We start from the raw sequence: 17,872 nt of genomic DNA on the forward strand, positions 1-17,872 counted from the left end.
AGAATTATCATGGTACAGAAACGTTTGCGGGATATGGCCGCTTTTTATTTTGATTTGGACGGCTGCATTTACTATGGTCGTACGCTGGCTCCCGGGGCGATTGAGCTATTGTCTTTACTGCGCTATGAGGGAAAAAAAGTAATTTTCATTACGAATAACTCTACGGAACAATCATGGACAATTGCTGAAAAACTAACTGATATGGGGCTTCACGTATCATCGGAAAGCATCCTTACCGCTACGGATCGGATTGGGCCTTCCCTTCGCAAGCGTTACGGAACCACATCGGTCAAAGTAATCGGAAGTGGTGAATTGCATCTATCTCTGCTACAAGCGGGACATACCATTCTACCCCTTGAGAGCCCCGACATCGCAAGTATATTGATTATTGGCAGAGATGTAACGTTCACGTATAAAAAACTAGAATCCATCTTTCGGGAAATTGATCACGGCACTCCCGTTATTGCCACCAATCCGGACTTATTCCACCCTAATCTTCAAGGAGGCAAAGTGCCGGAGACCGGATCGCTGTATGCCGCGATTGAAGCCGTTTACGGTAAAAAAATAGAGGTGTTCGGCAAGCCGGAACGACATCTTTTTGTAGATGCCATGGCACAGTCGGGGATTTCAAAACCGGAGGATTGCGTCATGGTGGGTGACAACTTATGGACGGACATCGCCGGCGGCATTTCTTTGGGGCTAAAAACGGTGTGGATTCGCGGGCAAACAAACGTATCGAATGCGACAATTGCGAATAGTCAGCCGGATTGGTCTGTCAATTCATTGCGTGAACTTCTAGACATCTATTGAAAATCGCATGGAAGAATGAAAGATAAGAGAACAGTGGTCACGGAAGAAATCCTCCGAGCACTGTTCTCTAACTTCAAGCTCACGGAGCATTGATGCAAACCAGCGTATCCATACAGTTGCTGCAAAAAGCCTATTGCCTTTATGCTTTAAACTTATATTGGGCAAAGGCTCCTCTTTTTATCGATGTTGATCAACAAGAATTTGATTCCCGTCTGGATCCTCAATTATAAAATGTGATGGCCCTTCATTTGCTTCATCTGCTTCAGTCAACATTTTAATTCCTTTTGCTTTAAGCTGCTTTTGAATTTCTCGAATGTCCGTAAACGGATCGATATTTTCAGCATTTCCATTCCACCCTGGATTAAAGGTCAGGATGTTCTTTTCAAACATTCCTTGGAATAGCCCAATTACGCAATTTTCATTCTTCATAATAAGCCAATTTTTTTATTATTTCTTATAAAAGTGAATGAAGACGAACGATAGCTTGCGCCCGGCCGTTGACCCCTAATTTACCGTAAATGTTGCTTATGTAATTCCGTGCTGTACCTTCAGTAACTTGCAGGGCATCTGCTATCAAACGGTTACTTAATCCCTGAATCATGAGCTTAGCAATCTCATGTTCCCTTTCTGTCAGCTTGATGAGCTCCAGCTGCGTTGATGATAGGGTCTGCCCCTGCTCATAATTATCCGTAAACACATTCATCCTCGTTGCCAATTTGGCCGCGACGGTAGCTGGAAGAATAAATTGGCCAGACACCGCATCACGGATCGAGTTAATCATTTTATCCCCATCCATGTCCTTTAGCATATAACCGCTTGCCCCATTCGCCATTCCATCCACAATATAGTCTGTATCTATAAAGGTGGTTAAGATCAGGATGCAAGTTTCAGGACGACTCCTTTTTATTCGCTTCAAAGCAGCAATTCCGTCCATAATGGGCATTTGAATATCCAAAAGCACCAGATCGGGATGGAGCTCCTCTGTCATCTCACAGGCCTCAACCCCATTCTTAGCTACGCCTACTACTTCAAAATCGTCTTCCAAATCTAGAATCGTTCTGAGACCTTCCCTTGTCAGCATTTGATCATCGGCAATTACAATCGTTATCTTTCTCATTGCTTATCCCCTATCTATCGTACTTGAATACGGCAGATCGATCATCAGCAGACAGCCCTGATCAGGCTTTGAATCGATTGTTAATCTGCCTCCCAGTTGTTCTGCACGCTCTTTCATCGCTTTCAATCCAAATCCTATTACAATCGTACTTGCGCCTATCCCGCGATCTTCGAGTCTGAACTGCAAACGTGACTCCACTGGCACCAAGCTGAAGTTGAACTCCTTACACCTGCCATGACGTATTCCATTGGTCATTCCTTCTTGCAGTGCATGATAGATCATCTTCTTTTGGGCTGTCGACAGCCCAGGCACATCATGTATGGTCGACTGAATAACAACTCCGGTATTCCGCTCTGTATCTCGTATGAGCTGCTTCAGCATTTGTGTAAGATCCGCGAACTTGTCCTCCTTCAGCATATGAACGGAACCGCGAATTTCATTCAGGCTGTGCCGGACAAGATCCTGCGCCTCCTGAAGCCGCTTAACCGCACCCTCCATATCCTTATGCAGCAGCCGTTTTCCCGCTTCAATTTGAAGAATCGTTGATGTAAGCGTATGTCCGACAATATCATGGATTTCATGAGCAATACGATTTCGTTCCTCATAGACGGTAACTTCAGCCAAGGCCGCCGATGTCTCGCGCATCGATTGCTCCAGACTGCGAGTTCTCTCCGCCACTTGATCCTCCAAACTATTGTTTAAGTATTGAATCCCCGAGTAAAGCTTGGCATTCTCGATGGAAATGGCACATTGGGAAGCGAGCAGCTTCAATACATTAAGCCGCTCGGGCGTGAACACTCCAGGCGACAGCTTGTTTTCCATGTAGAGCAAACAAATCAGTTTATTCTGATACAAAATAGGCAGACAGAGCACCGATTTCAACCCATTGTTCCTCACATATGGGATTCGTGCAAACAACCCTTCTCCGGCAGCATCATGCAATACTACTTCTTCTCTCGTTCTTGCCGCATAGCCTATAATGGCGGCTGGAACCAAAACGGAGTCATCTTCAAGCGGGACTGATTCAATGAGGAGCTCCTCTGCTGTACCACGGGCTTCTACGACCCATCTGCCCTCATGGTGGAAAACAAGAGCTCCGAATTCCGCTCCCGCATTGTGGAGCATAATGCTCATCAATGTTTTCAGCAGGCTGCTCATCTCCATTTCGCCTGATAAAGCTTGAGCTGACATGACGATAGATAGAGAATCGACGCGCTCCAATCCAGAGTCTCGCTTGACTTGTAGCAGATGACCGTATTTTTGTTCCAAGTCTGCTGCCTTCTTCATCGCTCCCCATTGCAGGTAGGCTTCATACGCTTCACTCATATAGATTTTTGCGATCTGCATCTTGCCTTGACGAAGCCCGTGTCTGCCATAGCACTCAGCCGCCATCGCCAAATCGTGAATATGGCCGTACATACGAGCAGCCTCAATGGATTGCTCGTAAAGGTCTTCAGCTTGGCGATTCTTTTGCTTCAGCCTGGACATTTCAGCTTGAATCAGCAAATATTTGTGCTGATAATTTTCTGGGCAACGCGCAGCGTACTGTTTCATAATCTTCAGACGCTTTCGCATTTTTATCCAATAATCACTCTTTACCTCGGCCGGTTCTTCCTCATAGAGCTGTGCCCACACTAGCGACTCATAAAAGTATTGAACGGTTCTATCAATGCTGCCTTGACGCGATTCTATGATAGTCGTCGCCCTCTTCAATGCATCATTCGCTTCTCGGTACCGACCGAATAAATAGCCAGGCAAATACTGAAGCGTACAGACTAGCTCTTGAACCATATTAAATTGGTCTCCATGAACCGATATCGCAAAGTCCTCACCACTTACATCTGTTCCCCAAAATGGGTCGTCAGATGCGCGGTACCCGGTCAATCGGACAAGAAGAGCGGCAAATACGGCTGCTTGCTTCCAATGAAGAATGTTGTTATGCCGAAGAAAATCCCCCGAATGGGCAATCAACCGATCGTAGATTTTCCCGAGCGGATAACCGTAATTAAGAAGCATACCACAATTGATCAGTACGCTCTGATTCGCTTGCCACAAATCTCCGGATTCTAGTCCTACTTTACCTGCATACTCGCTAAATGTATCGAGCATAGTCGGATCATAGCGTCGCCAGCTGTCGTAACACAACGTTAATGAAGTTAGCGTCTTAACATGGAGTGATGGATACGGTTTCGATAAATCACATGCAAGCATACCCCACTTGAATGTCTCTTTATAATTACGAAATTGAAAATATTGAAACATAGCATATCCTATAAACCCGATTGAAGCCTCGGGAGTCATTCCGTAGTCCAGCGTCATTTCGACCATCTTGAACGAGGTGGCAAGCCAGCCTTTCTGGTTAACGAAGAAATTGGCATTGCCTGTAGAAGCCAATACGGACATGGCCACTCTGCGTGGTTCATCAGTCATTGGCGGCAAACTGTTCAGTGATTCGAATGGATGCTTGCGAATTTTCCGACTCAGTCTAAGCCATTGGAGAGTAAGTTCGAAGGAACTTGGCTCGAAATTATGGCGTACATTCAACAATTCCAATGTTTGATGCCCTAAGGAAATAACCTCTTCATAGTTATCATTGGTTGACTCTAATTGAATCTTCAAAGCATAGATAAGTGCCTTGTCCATGCTTGTCGCCGCTTTACTGATCAGCAAATTAAATAAAACATTCGCCTCCGTAAAATGAGCGCACAAATATTCCGCCTCCGCGCGTTCTCGGAAAGAAAGGAAGGTCAACGAATATGCTTTATCCCAACCATCTGCCAATAGAGCAGTAGCGTTGCGCAAATATTCCAATGACGTCTCATATGCAGTCGATTGCTTTGCCTTCTGGCCCGCCTGCAAGTTAAGCGTTGCCAATTCCAGCTTCTGTTCCGGGGAATCAATCCTCTCCCATGCCTGATTCAAGTGATTAACCATTTCCAACAGGTTCGCATTTTCGCCTGAATTCACACGCTTCGCTAGAAGTGAGCCGATCATCAAATGCAAATCAGAACGCTCGGCCTCGGGAACCAGAGCGTAGGCAGCCTGATAGATACGATCATGCTGAAAATGGTACTGTATACCTTCCTCACTGCTAATATGCTGCAGCAAACGCTCCCGAACAGCAAATTCCAGCACATCCGACAGCTCTTCTAAAGGAAGCTCGGCAATGAAGTCGAGTGTGACCAAATCGAATCTGTTGCCTAGAAACGCAGCCCGGCCAAGTGTATAAACGATTTGGTGCGGGAATAGCATCATTTTTTCCGATAAGTATGCAGCCACATTGCTCGGTACATTCAATTCTGTAATAAGCTGTACATTCCATTGCCAGCTCCAACTTGATTCATCGAAGGTTATTTGTTCTCCGTCAATCAAGTCCTGAAGCAATTGCTTGAGGAAAAAGGGGTTTCCATCCGTCATTTGCAGCAAGATAGCGGCCAGCTCATCCGTTTCAGCCATTTCACTGCGCATAGCGTCACTCAGCATTTGCTTCAGATCAGCAATTTCAAGAGACTTTAAATGAATTCGATTCAGAGCTGTGCCCCGTTCTGCAAGCTGCTTCTCCAAGCGACTGACCGGGTGCGCCTTCGTGATTTCTCCATCTCGATATGCCAAAACGACGAGTAAATGCTTTGTCTCCCTATCCTCCAGAAGATAAGCTAGATATTGAAGTGATTCTTCATCCGCCCATTGAAGATCGTCAAAAAACAAAACTAAAGGATGATCCTGATGAAGGAACAGCTGGATAAACCGATTCATAAGAAGATGAAACCGATGCTGGGCTTCTATAGGAGGCAACGCTTGCACAGATGGCTGCTCTCCTATCAGCAATTCTAGCTGAGGAATCCGTTCAATTAACAGCTGGCCGTACCCGTCTAACGTATTTAAAATACGAAGCTTCCAGACCTCTGCATGCAGCTTGCTTTCCATCAACAGCTGACTGACCAATTGCCCGATTGCTTGAATCCAAACATCGTAAGGGAGTGCGGTAGGTTGCGGCTCGAACTTACCTATTGTGAGAAGCCCTTCGAAGGACTCAGCCTTTCGAAGAGTTTCCTTAACGAAGGAGGTTTTTCCGATTCCCCCATTGCCGCTAACCCAGACAGCCTCTGCTGCTCCACCCGACGCTCTCTCAAGTGCTTCATTTAAACTTCGTTGTTCTGAGCATCTCCCATAAAAATGTGTCGGGACTACCCATCGCTCTGGAATATCCCGTCTTGCGAGCGGAAACGATTCAACCTCTCCAGAGGCCTGAATCCGGGTTAGACACTCCTCTAAATCCGACTGAATCCCGAACGCGCTGGCATACCTCGCATCAGGCATCTTCTCCATGCATTTGCCGATAATGTTGGAGACTACCTCAGGAATAGAGGGCATCCTAATATGTAAAGGCTCAGGGATACTGGCAAGATGATGATAGACGGTATCCAGTACTTCCTGAGGCTCGAAAGGCAGGCTTCCCAATAACCATTCATATAAAATAACGCCGAGCGAGTAGAAGTCGGAGCGATAATCGGGAGTCATCCCCGTCCGCCCCGTCTGTTCCGGCGAAATGTACGGCAGTACAGCATCCGATCTATCCGTTAATAATGACAACGGGCTCTTGTCGGACTCTGTTGAACACATACGTATATCGATAAATTTCACTTCAAAGGTGTTGGGATTGACGATCATTTGGAAGGGAGTTATTTCATTAAGCGTAATTTTTTCGTTATGTAGCTGCATAAGACTATTAGCCGCTTCGGTAGCTATACCTAGGAGAGCAGGAAACTCTAAACAATTGGCGCGTGTACGCAATATTTGATCGAGAGTATTCCCTTCCATATCCAGCAGAAGCAGGACAGGCCTACTAGTGACAATTTCTAGGGCGAACGCTTCTAAGGCGCCTCGACCGTTCAGCTTTTTAAGAATATCATACTCATATTGGAAAGCGGCAACCATGGCTGGTCCCGGATATTCATCGCATGTCGTTTTGGCGATAACGCTTAAGCGGTCCTCAAGACGCAGCAATCGGTATAATTTAATTTCATTATTACTTCCGATCTCCTCCACCGTTTCATAACCTGGTAGTTCAAACACGATGCCGCACTCCTCTATTGCTTAGATTTACATGTATAGACATCATTTGGGTCACTACTATTATATCATCGGAACTAGCTTTAACTTCTCTTAGTAATAGAAATAAGTAATCATATGATTATCGGCAGATTCAAACAATATCTCTTAAATATATTACAAATCCGATTCGTCAAATAGTGAGTGTTGTCATGATTTTTGTCATATGACAGCTGTAATAATTTCAATACATGAATGTTTAAATCGACGATCCTATTCCAGGAGTCTGATACGAGCAGCGTGGCAAAACAAAAAGTACCGTCCCACTTTTCTCATGAAAGAGGGGCGGTACTTTATTGGTCTTTCTACGTCTTTCTTTGTTACCTTATAGTGCGTCTTTCAGTTGATTTCTGCTATGGCCGTCTAACGATTGCCAATCACGAACCTCACATCTTTTACCGTTAATGTCGGTAAGAATAATCCGGTTAGCACTAGGGTATTGCATATGCTCATGTAGGTTACGCATCACAATACGCGTTGGACCGAGGTTAGTTTGCAGTTCCCAAATCCACAAATCAGCTTTCTGTTTAACGCTATCTATTCGGGTTACAAGCGGCAGAAAGTAACGCAGCTGCAGCTCTTTGTCTATTTCCGCCCGACTTTCTTTATCAAGCTCATCAATGTCACGAATGACACCAACTTCCTCCCCTTTTGTGTTACGGACAGAGATATACTGCGTTGTGTACTGAAAAGGAAATATGCGATATAAAATAATTTCTTCAAATGCTTTACCTTCAATTACTCCTTGAAACACACCGCCTTTACTGCGGCTAAACGAAACAACACCTGGTTCAAGAACATGGATCTCATACGGATCCTTGAGGTCCTCTTCCTTTATTTCCAACACATTAACAGTGCCGCTCAGATCACTCATGCATTTTCTACCCCCTTGATCTTGGACATTTCCTTCTGCGCTTCAACTAGCTTGAAATATGCGCCTTCCGCAGTAAGGAGCTCCTCATGGGTACCGACTTCAATAATTTTACCACGTTCCAGTACGACGAGTCGGTCAGCATTTCGCAGAGTAGATAATCGGTGAGCGATCGCAAACGTCGTCCTGCCTTTGACCAAGCGCGAGATCGCTTCCTGGATTTGACGCTCTGTCACTGTATCCACAGAAGCCGTTGCTTCATCTAAGATGAGAATCCGTGGATCGTGAATAATCGCTCGGGCGATAGACACCCGCTGCTTCTCACCGCCTGAGAGCTTGTGTCCACGTTCCCCTACACGAGTGTCATAGCCGTCTGGCAGCTGAACGATGAAATCATGTGCATTTGCTATTTTAGCGGCACGCATAATTTCTAGCTCTGTAGCGCCTGGTTTGGAGTAAGCAATGTTTTCGGCAATTGTCCCATCGAACAGAAACGTTTCCTGCAGTACTACGCCGATCTGCTTACGCAGCTCCATCTGGCTAATATTACGGATATCCGTACCATCAATAGTTATAGTACCTTCATCGCTATCATAGAACCGGCAGATCATATTAATGAACGTCGACTTACCCGCACCTGAATGTCCGACCAACCCGATCATTTCACCCGCCGCAACCTTTAAATCGACATTTTTGAGCACAGGGTGATGCTTTTCGTATCCATATGTAACCTTTTTGAATTCGACCTCGCCTTTAACGCGACCAATATTAGCTGGATTTGCAGTATCGGGTACTTCTGATGGTGTATCCATAATCTCAAATACGCGATCCGCAGCGGATATCGCATGAGTTGCCCAGTTAATCATTTGGCTCACCCACTGCAAAGGTCCAAGCAGCATGCCAAGATAAGTAACTAAAGCGATCAATGTACCTGTAGATAATCCGCCATTAAGCACAGTCTTGCCGCCAAAATACCAGATCAGCAAGGTTCCCGCGCCAGCAACTAAAGCAAAGATGGGGAAGATGCCCTGCCATAAACCATCAATCCGAATATTATGCCGAACTAATTCCTTATTTGCCGCTGAATAACGTGACATTTCCGTCGTTTCCTGACCAAATGCTTTGACGACACGAATACCTTGCAGAGAATCGCCAACCAATGCATTTAATCTAAAAATAGACCTCCACTGTTGATACCAACGCCTGCCGATCATCGGCCATAATACAGTGGATAGCACAATCATAAGCGGCATAGGCAGCATGGCGAGCAGAGTTAATTTCCAATCGAAACTAAACATAATGATGAAAATACAGATAACCCGCAGCATTTCACCCGAGACCCAAATGACTCCATCGGTCATGAATTGCCGCATTGCCTCCGAGTCATTATTCACACGTCCAATAAATTGCGAGGATTGCCTTCGATCGAAGAAGGATAACGACAGCCTCATTAAGGCTTGATAGACATCATGACGAAGATCTCCCATTAGTTTCGACCCAATCCATACCCCTATAAGCCCACGCACTGTCTGCATAACCGTTACCAGTAACGAAGTGGCAGCCAGGCCGATGACAATCCATAAAAGTGTGGAGCCCATATCCATTGGACCCAGCACATCATCGACAATCATTTTGGTCAAAAAAGGTGGGACCAACTCTACAATTGTTGTAAAAATCAACATTATAGCCGCAGCGGCCATTTGTAGCTTGTATGGTTTCGCATAATTTAACATCCGGAATAGAACCTTGCCGTTGCTTTTGCATACCGGACATGTTTGCGAATCGTCTGGCAGTGGATTACGACATTTCGGACAATTCCTTGGAAATTCTTTTTCAGAGGCGGTTGGACGCTCTTCCCCTTTTGCAACAGCACCTACCAACTTGGAAGCGAATCCAAATATGGAGCTAAGAGATGCGGTGTAACGTATCAATATGACTGGACCGCTCTTAGTATCCGCAAGCAACGATCCGCCGCCTACTCCACCTACAGCTCTTGCATCCGTAATCTCCGAAACCGCAAGTTTGGATACCAGTACCCCGTCGGCACCCCAAACCGTTACTTCCTTCTCAGTCAGTACAAACCACTGTTCACCAAACTGTCCATTATTCATTAAATCAGATACACAATGGAACAACGTCTTTTCTGTAAGTTGTGCTTCTATGACCTTGGGAAGCTTATTAATAGCTGACATACTCTTCCTCCCTTTCTTTACCAATCTATTTACTCACATTTAATGACAGCAGTAAAGATGACAAAATAACTAAAACCATTTATTACCGTCGCTTATTATCGCGTTTTCGGCATAGCAAAAATCCACAACCCCATGGGATTGTGGACTTAACCTTATATATTCTTATTTAGAATCAATGATATTCTTTATATGTATTTCACCTATAAATTATAGAAGTGTAAAATACAGTTATCTAATTGATCAAGGAGGTCTATATGATTAAGAACATTACTGTTCTAGGAGCTGGCACAATGGGGGCCGGAATTGCTCTTCTATTTGCGGAGAACGGCTTCGAGGTAACTTTGTTCGAGCCATCAGAGCGAGCGTTGCCTTCCATTAATACGAAAATCCGTTTATTAAACGATTTGGAGAAAGCGGTTATAGACGCTGATTTGATTGTGGAGGTCGTTCCTGAACAATTGGAGATTAAGCGGGATGTGTTTCAACGTTTGTCGAAAATAATCCCAAGCCATACCATCGTCGCCTCCAACACTTCCACCTTTGCGCTTCAAACTTTGGCGGAGGATTTACCTTTTGCCAATCGAATGGTTATCACCCATTTTTTCAACCCGGCGCATCTAATTCCTTTGGTCGAGATCGTCGCCTTGCCAGCAACTTCACCACAGATTGTAGATGAAATTGTTTCACTTATGCGGAGTTGCGGGAAAACGCCAGTTGTATTAAACAAGGATATTCCTGGGTTCATTGCGAATCGACTGCAGGCCGCACTTCTGAGAGAAGCCCTATACCTGCTTGAAGAAGGTATTGCCGATCCTGCTGAAATTGATACTGTAGTTAAAGATGGGCTAGGGCTGCGATGGGCACTCAAGGGACCGTTCGAGATTGCGGATCTTGGCGGACTCGATATATGGGCTAAAGTTACCGGACACCTATTCCCTGAGCTCAGTACAAGCACACTTGCACCTGAATCGCTGCTGTCAAAAGTAAGTAACGGCACGCTTGGAGTGAAGAGCGGTAAAGGTTATTACAGCTATGAGGATCCCCATGGTACAACGGAGAAAATGAACAATAATCTGGAACAGTTGGTCTACTTCAAAAAAGATAATAAGGAAGATTAAACATAATGACAGAAAAGTACCGTCTTTTTCAGTCATCAGCTAGTTAGGACGAAAAGGCTGTTCGTCGGAAATATATCTGCCTCTTAACAGCCTTTCTGCTCTTTATGGAGTTATAATTACGGAATCATTAAACTCATTGAAATGGGCTGAAATCTCAGTATCACTTAGGGCACGTGAAAATACACGTTAATATAAAGCTTGATTGAGCCGTTCAAATAGCCGCCTGCCTGCTAGAATTCTATATCTGCCTTCTCCTCCTGCATATCTGAGCGAAAGCTCTCAATAAACTGCTGCGCACGCTTTGGCAAATAATGATTCTTCAGCCAAACAACACCCACATCAGACTGAAAGCTTGCATCCACAATATCAAGCATTTTGACAACCGTGCTTGGAAAAGAGGACATGACCGACTTCGGAAACACCGTTGCACCGATACCTCCAGCAATAAGCGACATAATAATCGCCACACTTGAGCATTCGCATATAATGTTAGGTTCAAAGCCGTGGCGCTTGCATTCGTTCACAACCTGCTCATGCATGCGTGTCGTTTTGTCCGTCTTTAAAGTAAGGAACGGAAAATTCGCCAGCTCCTTCATATGAAGCCCCTCTTTGCTGGAGTAATCCGTCCATGAGCTCGGAATGACAGCGACGAACGGATCTGAGGGCAGCCGCAGCACGGAATATTGCTGTGGATGCTTTTCCGCCTCAAACGGCAGTCTCGCCACAACTAAATCAATGGTTCTGTTCTCCAATTGTTCGCCTAAGTAAAAATGATCGCCCTCTGAAATTTTGAATGTAATCTGGGGGTAGCGTTTCCTGAACAGCTCGATTCGCTTGGGCAATATGGAAATACAGGACACGACCGACCCAATCGACAGAACCCCGCGAATGCCCTCCTCCATTCCCTTAACCTCTCTGAGTGATTCATCAAATTGTGCGAGAAGCAATTCAGCCTTCTGCTTGAGCAGTTCGCCCGCAGCGGTTCGTATTAGACCTTTGCCACTGCGCTCAAAGAGCTTAACGCCGAGTTCCTCCTCCATCAGCTTCAACTGCCTGCTAAGGGGCGGCTGTTCCATATTTAGCAGCTTGGCCGCTCGAGTAACCTGCCCTTCTTGTGCTATAGTTAAGAAGTATTTGAGCTGACGCATATCCATGTCGTTCAATCCCTTCGTCTATACCCAAAAGGTATGGACATTCAATAAAATAGATATTATAAATATAGCGTATGAAGTGTTAGCATTCAATTATCGATCATTTAAGGAGTTGGGCCATTTGCTTCAATCATTGGAAATCGAGTTAACCACGAATAAGAAACAACAGCCAGCGGCAGAACAGCTTGGATTTGGCAATTATTTTACGGACCACATGTTTACTATGGATTATTCGACGGACAACGGCTGGCATAAGCCGCGTATCATTCCTTACCAACCGATCGTACTAGACCCGGCAGCGAAAGTGTTCCATTATGGACAAACGATATTTGAAGGATTGAAAGCGTATAAAACCGACGATGGTCGCGTACTACTATTCAGACCTCAAAAAAATATACAAAGAATGAATCGCTCCAACGAGCGTCTTAGTGTTCCTGAGCTGGATATCGATACCGTCATTGAAGCATTGAAGCAGCTGATTGCCGTTGATCAGGACTGGATTCCAACAGCGCCTAGCACGTCGCTTTACATTCGTCCTTTCATTATTGCAACGCAGCCGCAGCTTGGCGTGGCGCCTTCCACTCAATATCAATTCATCATCATCATGTCGCCTGTTGGCGCTTATTATACTGAGGGTGTAAACCCAGTGAAAATCTTCGTCGAGTCGGAATACGTGCGTTCCGTGAAGGGCGGCGTGGGTGAAGCGAAAACTGCGGGCAATTACGCGGCAGGTTTGAAAGCGCAGGAGCTCGCGAAAGAAAAGGGTTATTCCCAGGTGCTTTGGCTCGATGGCGTACATCGCAAATATATTGAGGAAGTCGGCAGCATGAATGTCTTCTTTAAAATCAATGGCATCGTGCATACACCCGCATTAAATGGCAGTATATTGGACGGCGTTACACGCAATTCCATTATTCAGCTGCTTCAGCATTGGAACATTGAGGTTGTAGAGCGTCCAATCACAATTGAGGAGCTTTACGAGGCTAGTCGCAAAGGCGAGCTGGAGGAAGCCTTTGGTACGGGTACTGCAGCCGTAATCTCTCCGATCGGTGAACTGAACTGGCAGGATGAAGTACTGATCATTAACGAGGGGAACACAGGCGAGCTGTCCAAAAAGCTTTATGATACCCTTACCGGCATTCAAATGGGTAAGCTGGCTGACCCCCTTAACTGGATGGTCGAGGCTAGCCCCGTTAAAGTCTAATCACGAAATGAAAAAGGCTGTCGATCGTTGTCGACGGCCTTTTTTTCTATATTTGGCCCTTTCCTCTAACCGTCTGCTATACCATCTGTCCCGACACCTATTTACTTTCATAAATACGTATGATATCTTATTTCTACGCATATAGAAATAACATGACTGGAAAAAGGTGAATTTACTATGGTAGAAGAGCATGCGGACATACGTCAAGCTGTTAAAGTATACAAAGCGCTCGGGGAGCCCACTCGGATTAAAATTGCTCTGCTTCTTACGGAGGAGAAAAATTTGTGCTGCTCCGATATTGGAGTTAAGCTGGAGTCTGTGGCTGGTTCAACGCTTTCTCATCACTTAAAACAATTGACGGAGTGCGGGTTGCTTAATCTCCGCAAGGACGGCACGTATATCTACTACAGCGTAAACCGTGAAATGGCGCAAAAGTACGCGCCATATTTGTTGGAGTAATTTTTTTTCAGCATTATTTCTATATACTTAGAAATATAAAAACATTGGAGTCGAGAGGAGCTTTACTGGTATGTCGAACGCTTGGAAAATTTATATGCTGGCAATAATAAGCTTTCTAGTTGGGACGTCCGAGTTTATTATTGCAGGCATTTTGGATAAGGTGGCTGCAGACGTAGGCGTCTCGGTATCAGCCGCAGGTCAGCTGATTACCGTGTTCTCGCTGGCTTATGCATTCGGTACCCCTATTCTCATGGCTATCACGGCACGTATGGAAAGACGGCAGCTGCTGCTCTATGCACTTGGTGTATTTGCAATTGGCAATTTGATCACCATCGCATTGCCGGGTTTTGCGTTTTTAGTAGTGTCCCGAATCGTTCTCGCGCTTAGCACCGGCGTGTTTGTCGTTACCGCATTGACGGTTGCCGCAAAGCTTGCTGCTCCTGGCAAACAAGGAAGTGCGATCGCAACGTTAGTTATGGGCTTCAGTACTGCCTTAATCATTGGCGTGCCTCTCGGCAGGGTTGCCGCTTCTGCATATGACTGGAAGCTGATCTTCGGAGTTATTGGCCTTCTTGGTCTATTCGCTATGCTCATCATTTTAATGACTATTCCTCGATCAAATGGTGAGGAGCCTGTACCCATATTCAAACAGCTCGCCCTATTTAAGCAGCCAAAAATCGCGATCGCCTTGGCCGTTACCTTCATGTGGATCGGCGGGTACTCCATCGTCTACACATATATTTCACCCTACCTGTTGACCGTAACCAAATTAAGTGAGCAGGGCGTGAGCATCGGTCTCTTCGCCTTTGGGATCGCCAGCTTGTTCGGCTCGAAGTTCGGGGGCTACAGCACTGACAAATGGGGAGCGCCTCGTACGTTAGTCAGTGGGATGCTCTTCCATACGATTGCCCTTGTACTGCTTTCAATAGCAGGGCATTCGCCTTTCATCGTGTTCCCAGTACTTATGTTATGGGCATTTACAGCTTGGTCATCCGGCCCTACTCAGCAGTATCATTTAATGACACTGGCTCCGGAGGCTTCCGGTATCATGCTTAGTTTGAACAGCTCTGTGCTGCAGCTGGGTATGGCGGCCGGTGCCGGACTTGGCGGTGTTATTGTACAGCAAGCATCGCTTACCTCCATCAGTTGGATCGGAGCAACGGGTGTTATCCTTGCTGCTGCAACAGCCGCCACCTTCTTCGGCTTATCCCACACGCGCGCTCGCCGGGAAAAAGTGAAGTGCGGCTTAGTTAAGTCAAGTGCATAAACAACTAAGCGTATCATTGAAAAAACCAGTATTCCATTAATTGGAATACTGATTTTTTTTATTTCATGGTGTTCTATTCAAACTGAATCAGGAAGATCTTTTGAAGGGACATTGAGTAGATTACCTGCACTGAGGTATTCGGCGGCATGGGGACGGGCATTATGCAGATTTTAAAATACCTTTATATTTTTTTGGCTCAACCTCAAAATCAGCGGTTGACAGAAAGTGAGTAAAGCCTACTCTTCATTCGTCGTATTTGACTGTATTTCATACAATCAGCTTCACATCAAAAACGATATGTTTGCCCCAGACTGTATTTCATCCAAGCTAATCGTCTGTCCCGTAGACAAAGAGCTTCTAACTACCTATTTGAATGGAACTTTTCCATTCAAACACATAGGATCATGGAAGTATCAGGTGTTTGATTGGACAATATCCATTTTAATCGCCTATCTATCCCTTTACATTCGTTAAAATAGAATGCTGGTAACTGAATGCCCCGACCTACCCGCATAGGGTTTCATGTAATCAAGCACTGATTTTGGCGTTGAACGAACCCCAGTACCCTCCTTCGGATTCAGAGTAATCGACACCCCTCTATTTCCACACAAAAAAACCAGCCTCTTGCGGCTGGATTTGATGATGGTGGAGGCGAACCTTGGCTGTGCAAAACCACCATTCACCGGGGTGTAGTGCTCTGATTATTAGAGCATTTGTTTGTAAGAGTTAAATAGCCCACTTTGGATAGGTGACAAACCTATGAGAAAGAACGTAACAATATGCTGAGAAGATAATTACCCTCTACAGGACACCTATAGCGACAAGCACCCAGCCTATCATAAAGGAAAGTCCGCCTAGCGGAGTAATTGGACCAAGAAATCGGGCTTTTGCAACACTTAGAACGTACAGACTTCCCGAAAACAAAATAATCCCAGCTACCAAAAACCAGCCTGCCGTTACAAAGAGCTGAACATCCGGATAATTGTTCGCAAGCAGACCGATCAGAATCAAGCCTAATGCATGTGCGATGTGATACTGAACACCAACTTCATACACCTTCAGCTTATCCGGTGCTATTCTGCTTTTTAGCGCATGTGCACCGAACGCACCGATAGCGACCGCCAAAACCATCAAAATACTACCGAGCATGACAAACATTTGCATATGAATCCCGCCTCATTTTTTTATTCGTACGTCAAGCATATCATGATTATGCTAGGGAAGAAAATTTCGGTTGATTTACAGTTGCCATAATAGTAAGGTTGGTTGGAATAGTAATCGAAGGAGTATATATGAACATCATTCAATCTACCGCCATGGAATGGCGAGGCTGGTCTCGAAACATTCGTCTTTTCTTTCTAGCGAATATGCTATATCAAATCGGTACAGGCATGTTCTCGGTACTATATAATTTGTACATCCACGAACTCGGTTACGCCGATTCCATGAGTGGAAAAATCGTCAGTTTGCAATCATTCGCAACAGCGTTATGCTTCATTCCTATTGGTTTGTTCGGTGATCGCGCCAGCCGAAAACGATTACTCGTAATTGGCACTCTGTGCAGCGGTATAGTATTGGCTGGCCGCTCTTTATTTGAGTCAGAGAGCAGTCTACTAACTATGGCTGTTCTAACCGGTTTATTTGCCGCTATCTTTCAAGTACTCGCCATTCCTTTTCTTGCTGCAAGTGTAGCTAAAGCCGACCGGATGCGCATATTCAGCATCTTTGCTGCATTCGTGCTCGCCTCCCAGGTTGCCGGGAGCCTTGGTGGAGGTGTAATTGCAGATGTTTTGCAAGCTGCAGGATTAACTAAACTCCTCTCATTTAAAATGGTTTTGCTCGCAGGTAGTATAGCGACAATAGCAGCATTTCTGCCCTTACAAGCTATAAGGGAATCAGCACGTATACCGAAGAATGGAAATGAAGCATTTAATGAAGATCTTACTGTGAGCCAAACAGCAGCTCAATCGAAGAGTGAAATTTCGTTTATTGCTAAATTTGCCTCTATTCAGCTTTTGATCGGCATTGGGTCAGGCCTTGTCGTTCCTTATTTAAATTTATATTTCACGAATCGATTTTCAATTTCGCTTAGTGCGATGAGCTTCTTACTATCTTTAGGCCAAGTGATGACCATCATTTCAATGCTCATTGGCCCGTCACTAGCCAATCGAATTGGACAAGTGAAAGCAATCGTTATTTTCCAAACACTTTCGCTACCATTCCTGCTCTTAACAGGCTTCACAAATCTACTACTCGTTGCTTCAATAAGCTTTTTATTTAGACAAGCACTAATGAATGCAGCCAATCCACTGCAATCTGCTATTCTAATCGATCGAGTCTCTGAGAAGAAGCGAAGCCTCGCTAATTCCTGTATGCAGACAGCCTTTATGCTTGGATGGGCAACCATGGGACCGATTCATTCTCATCTGATTGATACCTACGGCTATTATTGGGGGTATGCCATTACGTTCAGTATTACAGGCACATTGTACGTCACCGCATCCATGCTTTTCTTTATGTTATTTCGCGAGAAGCGATCGACAGCATTAATGTGAGCAAATATGGAATTCC

General features: G+C 45.1%; 12 protein-coding genes and 1 pseudogene. 6 read left to right on the plus strand and 7 right to left on the minus strand.

Annotated features, from left to right (window positions below):
* Positions 1–9 precede the first annotated feature (9 nt).
* Entirely contained in the window at positions 10–810 is an 801-nt protein-coding gene (locus AC0YN7_RS16350; RefSeq protein ID WP_475811085.1) for an HAD-IIA family hydrolase, read from the plus strand.
* Between the two features lie 177 nt (positions 811–987).
* Here AC0YN7_RS16350 and AC0YN7_RS16355 read toward each other — a convergent pair.
* The 5 genes and pseudogenes from AC0YN7_RS16355 to AC0YN7_RS16375 all read right to left on the minus strand — a co-directional run.
* Positions 988–1,254, minus strand: a pseudogene (locus tag AC0YN7_RS16355) (VOC family protein); the annotation flags it as partial.
* A gap of 10 nt (positions 1,255–1,264) precedes the next feature.
* Entirely contained in the window at positions 1,265–1,927 is a 663-nt protein-coding gene (locus tag AC0YN7_RS16360; protein ID WP_475811086.1) for a response regulator, read from the minus strand.
* Between the two features lie 3 nt (positions 1,928–1,930).
* Complete coding sequence (locus AC0YN7_RS16365) at positions 1,931–7,003, minus strand: AAA family ATPase (protein WP_475811087.1); 5,073 nt, start codon at positions 7,001–7,003, stop codon at positions 1,931–1,933.
* A 361-nt stretch (positions 7,004–7,364) separates the two neighbouring features.
* Positions 7,365–7,913, minus strand: coding sequence for a DUF1854 domain-containing protein (locus AC0YN7_RS16370; RefSeq protein ID WP_475811088.1), 549 nt, complete (start codon positions 7,911–7,913; stop codon positions 7,365–7,367).
* Positions 7,910–10,102, minus strand: a complete 2,193-nt coding sequence (locus tag AC0YN7_RS16375) for an ABC transporter ATP-binding protein (RefSeq protein ID WP_475811089.1) — start codon at positions 10,100–10,102, stop codon at positions 7,910–7,912. Before AC0YN7_RS16375 ends, AC0YN7_RS16370 begins: the two co-directional genes overlap by 4 nt.
* A 254-nt stretch (positions 10,103–10,356) precedes the next feature.
* On the opposite strand from AC0YN7_RS16375, the gene AC0YN7_RS16380 reads away from it, so the two are divergent.
* Positions 10,357–11,220: a 3-hydroxyacyl-CoA dehydrogenase family protein gene (locus tag AC0YN7_RS16380; RefSeq protein ID WP_475811090.1), complete on the plus strand. Its 864-nt coding sequence runs from the start codon at positions 10,357–10,359 to the stop codon at positions 11,218–11,220.
* A 230-nt stretch (positions 11,221–11,450) separates the two neighbouring features.
* On the opposite strand, the gene AC0YN7_RS16385 is transcribed toward AC0YN7_RS16380, so the two are convergent.
* Positions 11,451–12,374, minus strand: a complete 924-nt coding sequence (locus AC0YN7_RS16385; protein ID WP_475811091.1) for a LysR family transcriptional regulator — start codon at positions 12,372–12,374, stop codon at positions 11,451–11,453.
* Positions 12,375–12,492: 118 nt separating this feature from the next.
* Between AC0YN7_RS16385 and AC0YN7_RS16390 the strand changes: the two genes are divergently transcribed.
* The 3 genes from AC0YN7_RS16390 to AC0YN7_RS16400 all read left to right on the plus strand — a co-directional run bounded on the left by AC0YN7_RS16390 (position 12,493) and on the right by AC0YN7_RS16400 (position 15,301).
* Complete coding sequence (locus AC0YN7_RS16390) at positions 12,493–13,575, plus strand: branched-chain amino acid aminotransferase (RefSeq protein ID WP_475811092.1); 1,083 nt, start codon at positions 12,493–12,495, stop codon at positions 13,573–13,575.
* 177 nt (positions 13,576–13,752) lie between these two features.
* The gene (locus AC0YN7_RS16395; RefSeq protein WP_475811093.1) at positions 13,753–14,034 is read left to right on the plus strand and encodes an ArsR/SmtB family transcription factor; all 282 of its coding nucleotides are present in this window, start codon (positions 13,753–13,755) and stop codon (positions 14,032–14,034) included.
* Between the two features lie 70 nt (positions 14,035–14,104).
* Positions 14,105–15,301 (plus strand): MFS transporter, encoded by a 1,197-nt coding sequence (locus AC0YN7_RS16400; protein WP_475811094.1) that lies wholly within the window; start codon positions 14,105–14,107, stop codon positions 15,299–15,301.
* An 801-nt stretch (positions 15,302–16,102) separates the two neighbouring features.
* Here AC0YN7_RS16400 and AC0YN7_RS16405 read toward each other — a convergent pair.
* Positions 16,103–16,465, minus strand: a complete 363-nt coding sequence (locus tag AC0YN7_RS16405) for a DUF423 domain-containing protein (protein ID WP_475811095.1) — start codon at positions 16,463–16,465, stop codon at positions 16,103–16,105.
* Positions 16,466–16,593: 128 nt separating this feature from the next.
* Here AC0YN7_RS16405 and AC0YN7_RS16410 point away from each other — a divergent pair, with 128 nt between their 5' ends.
* Complete coding sequence (locus AC0YN7_RS16410) at positions 16,594–17,856, plus strand: MFS transporter (RefSeq protein WP_475811096.1); 1,263 nt, start codon at positions 16,594–16,596, stop codon at positions 17,854–17,856.
* Positions 17,857–17,872: the final 16 nt, after the last annotated feature.

The sequence above is a fragment of the Paenibacillus sp. J31R122 genome, from assembly GCF_056269185.1.

Bases quoted from the DNA above. Each gene is read 5' to 3' on its own strand.
- AC0YN7_RS16350 (WP_475811085.1), top strand. From the start codon at position 10: ATGGTACAGAAACGTTTGCGGGATATGGCCGCTTTTTATTTTGATTTG.
- AC0YN7_RS16360 (WP_475811086.1), bottom strand. From the start codon at position 1,927: ATGAGAAAGATAACGATTGTAATTGCCGATGATCAAATGCTGACAAGG.
- AC0YN7_RS16370 (WP_475811088.1), bottom strand. From the start codon at position 7,913: ATGAGTGATCTGAGCGGCACTGTTAATGTGTTGGAAATAAAGGAAGAG.
- AC0YN7_RS16375 (WP_475811089.1), bottom strand. From the start codon at position 10,102: ATGTCAGCTATTAATAAGCTTCCCAAGGTCATAGAAGCACAACTTACA.
- AC0YN7_RS16380 (WP_475811090.1), top strand. From the start codon at position 10,357: ATGATTAAGAACATTACTGTTCTAGGAGCTGGCACAATGGGGGCCGGA.
- AC0YN7_RS16385 (WP_475811091.1), bottom strand. From the start codon at position 12,374: ATGGATATGCGTCAGCTCAAATACTTCTTAACTATAGCACAAGAAGGG.
- AC0YN7_RS16395 (WP_475811093.1), top strand. From the start codon at position 13,753: ATGGTAGAAGAGCATGCGGACATACGTCAAGCTGTTAAAGTATACAAA.
- AC0YN7_RS16400 (WP_475811094.1), top strand. From the start codon at position 14,105: ATGTCGAACGCTTGGAAAATTTATATGCTGGCAATAATAAGCTTTCTA.
- AC0YN7_RS16405 (WP_475811095.1), bottom strand. From the start codon at position 16,465: ATGCAAATGTTTGTCATGCTCGGTAGTATTTTGATGGTTTTGGCGGTC.
- AC0YN7_RS16410 (WP_475811096.1), top strand. From the start codon at position 16,594: ATGAACATCATTCAATCTACCGCCATGGAATGGCGAGGCTGGTCTCGA.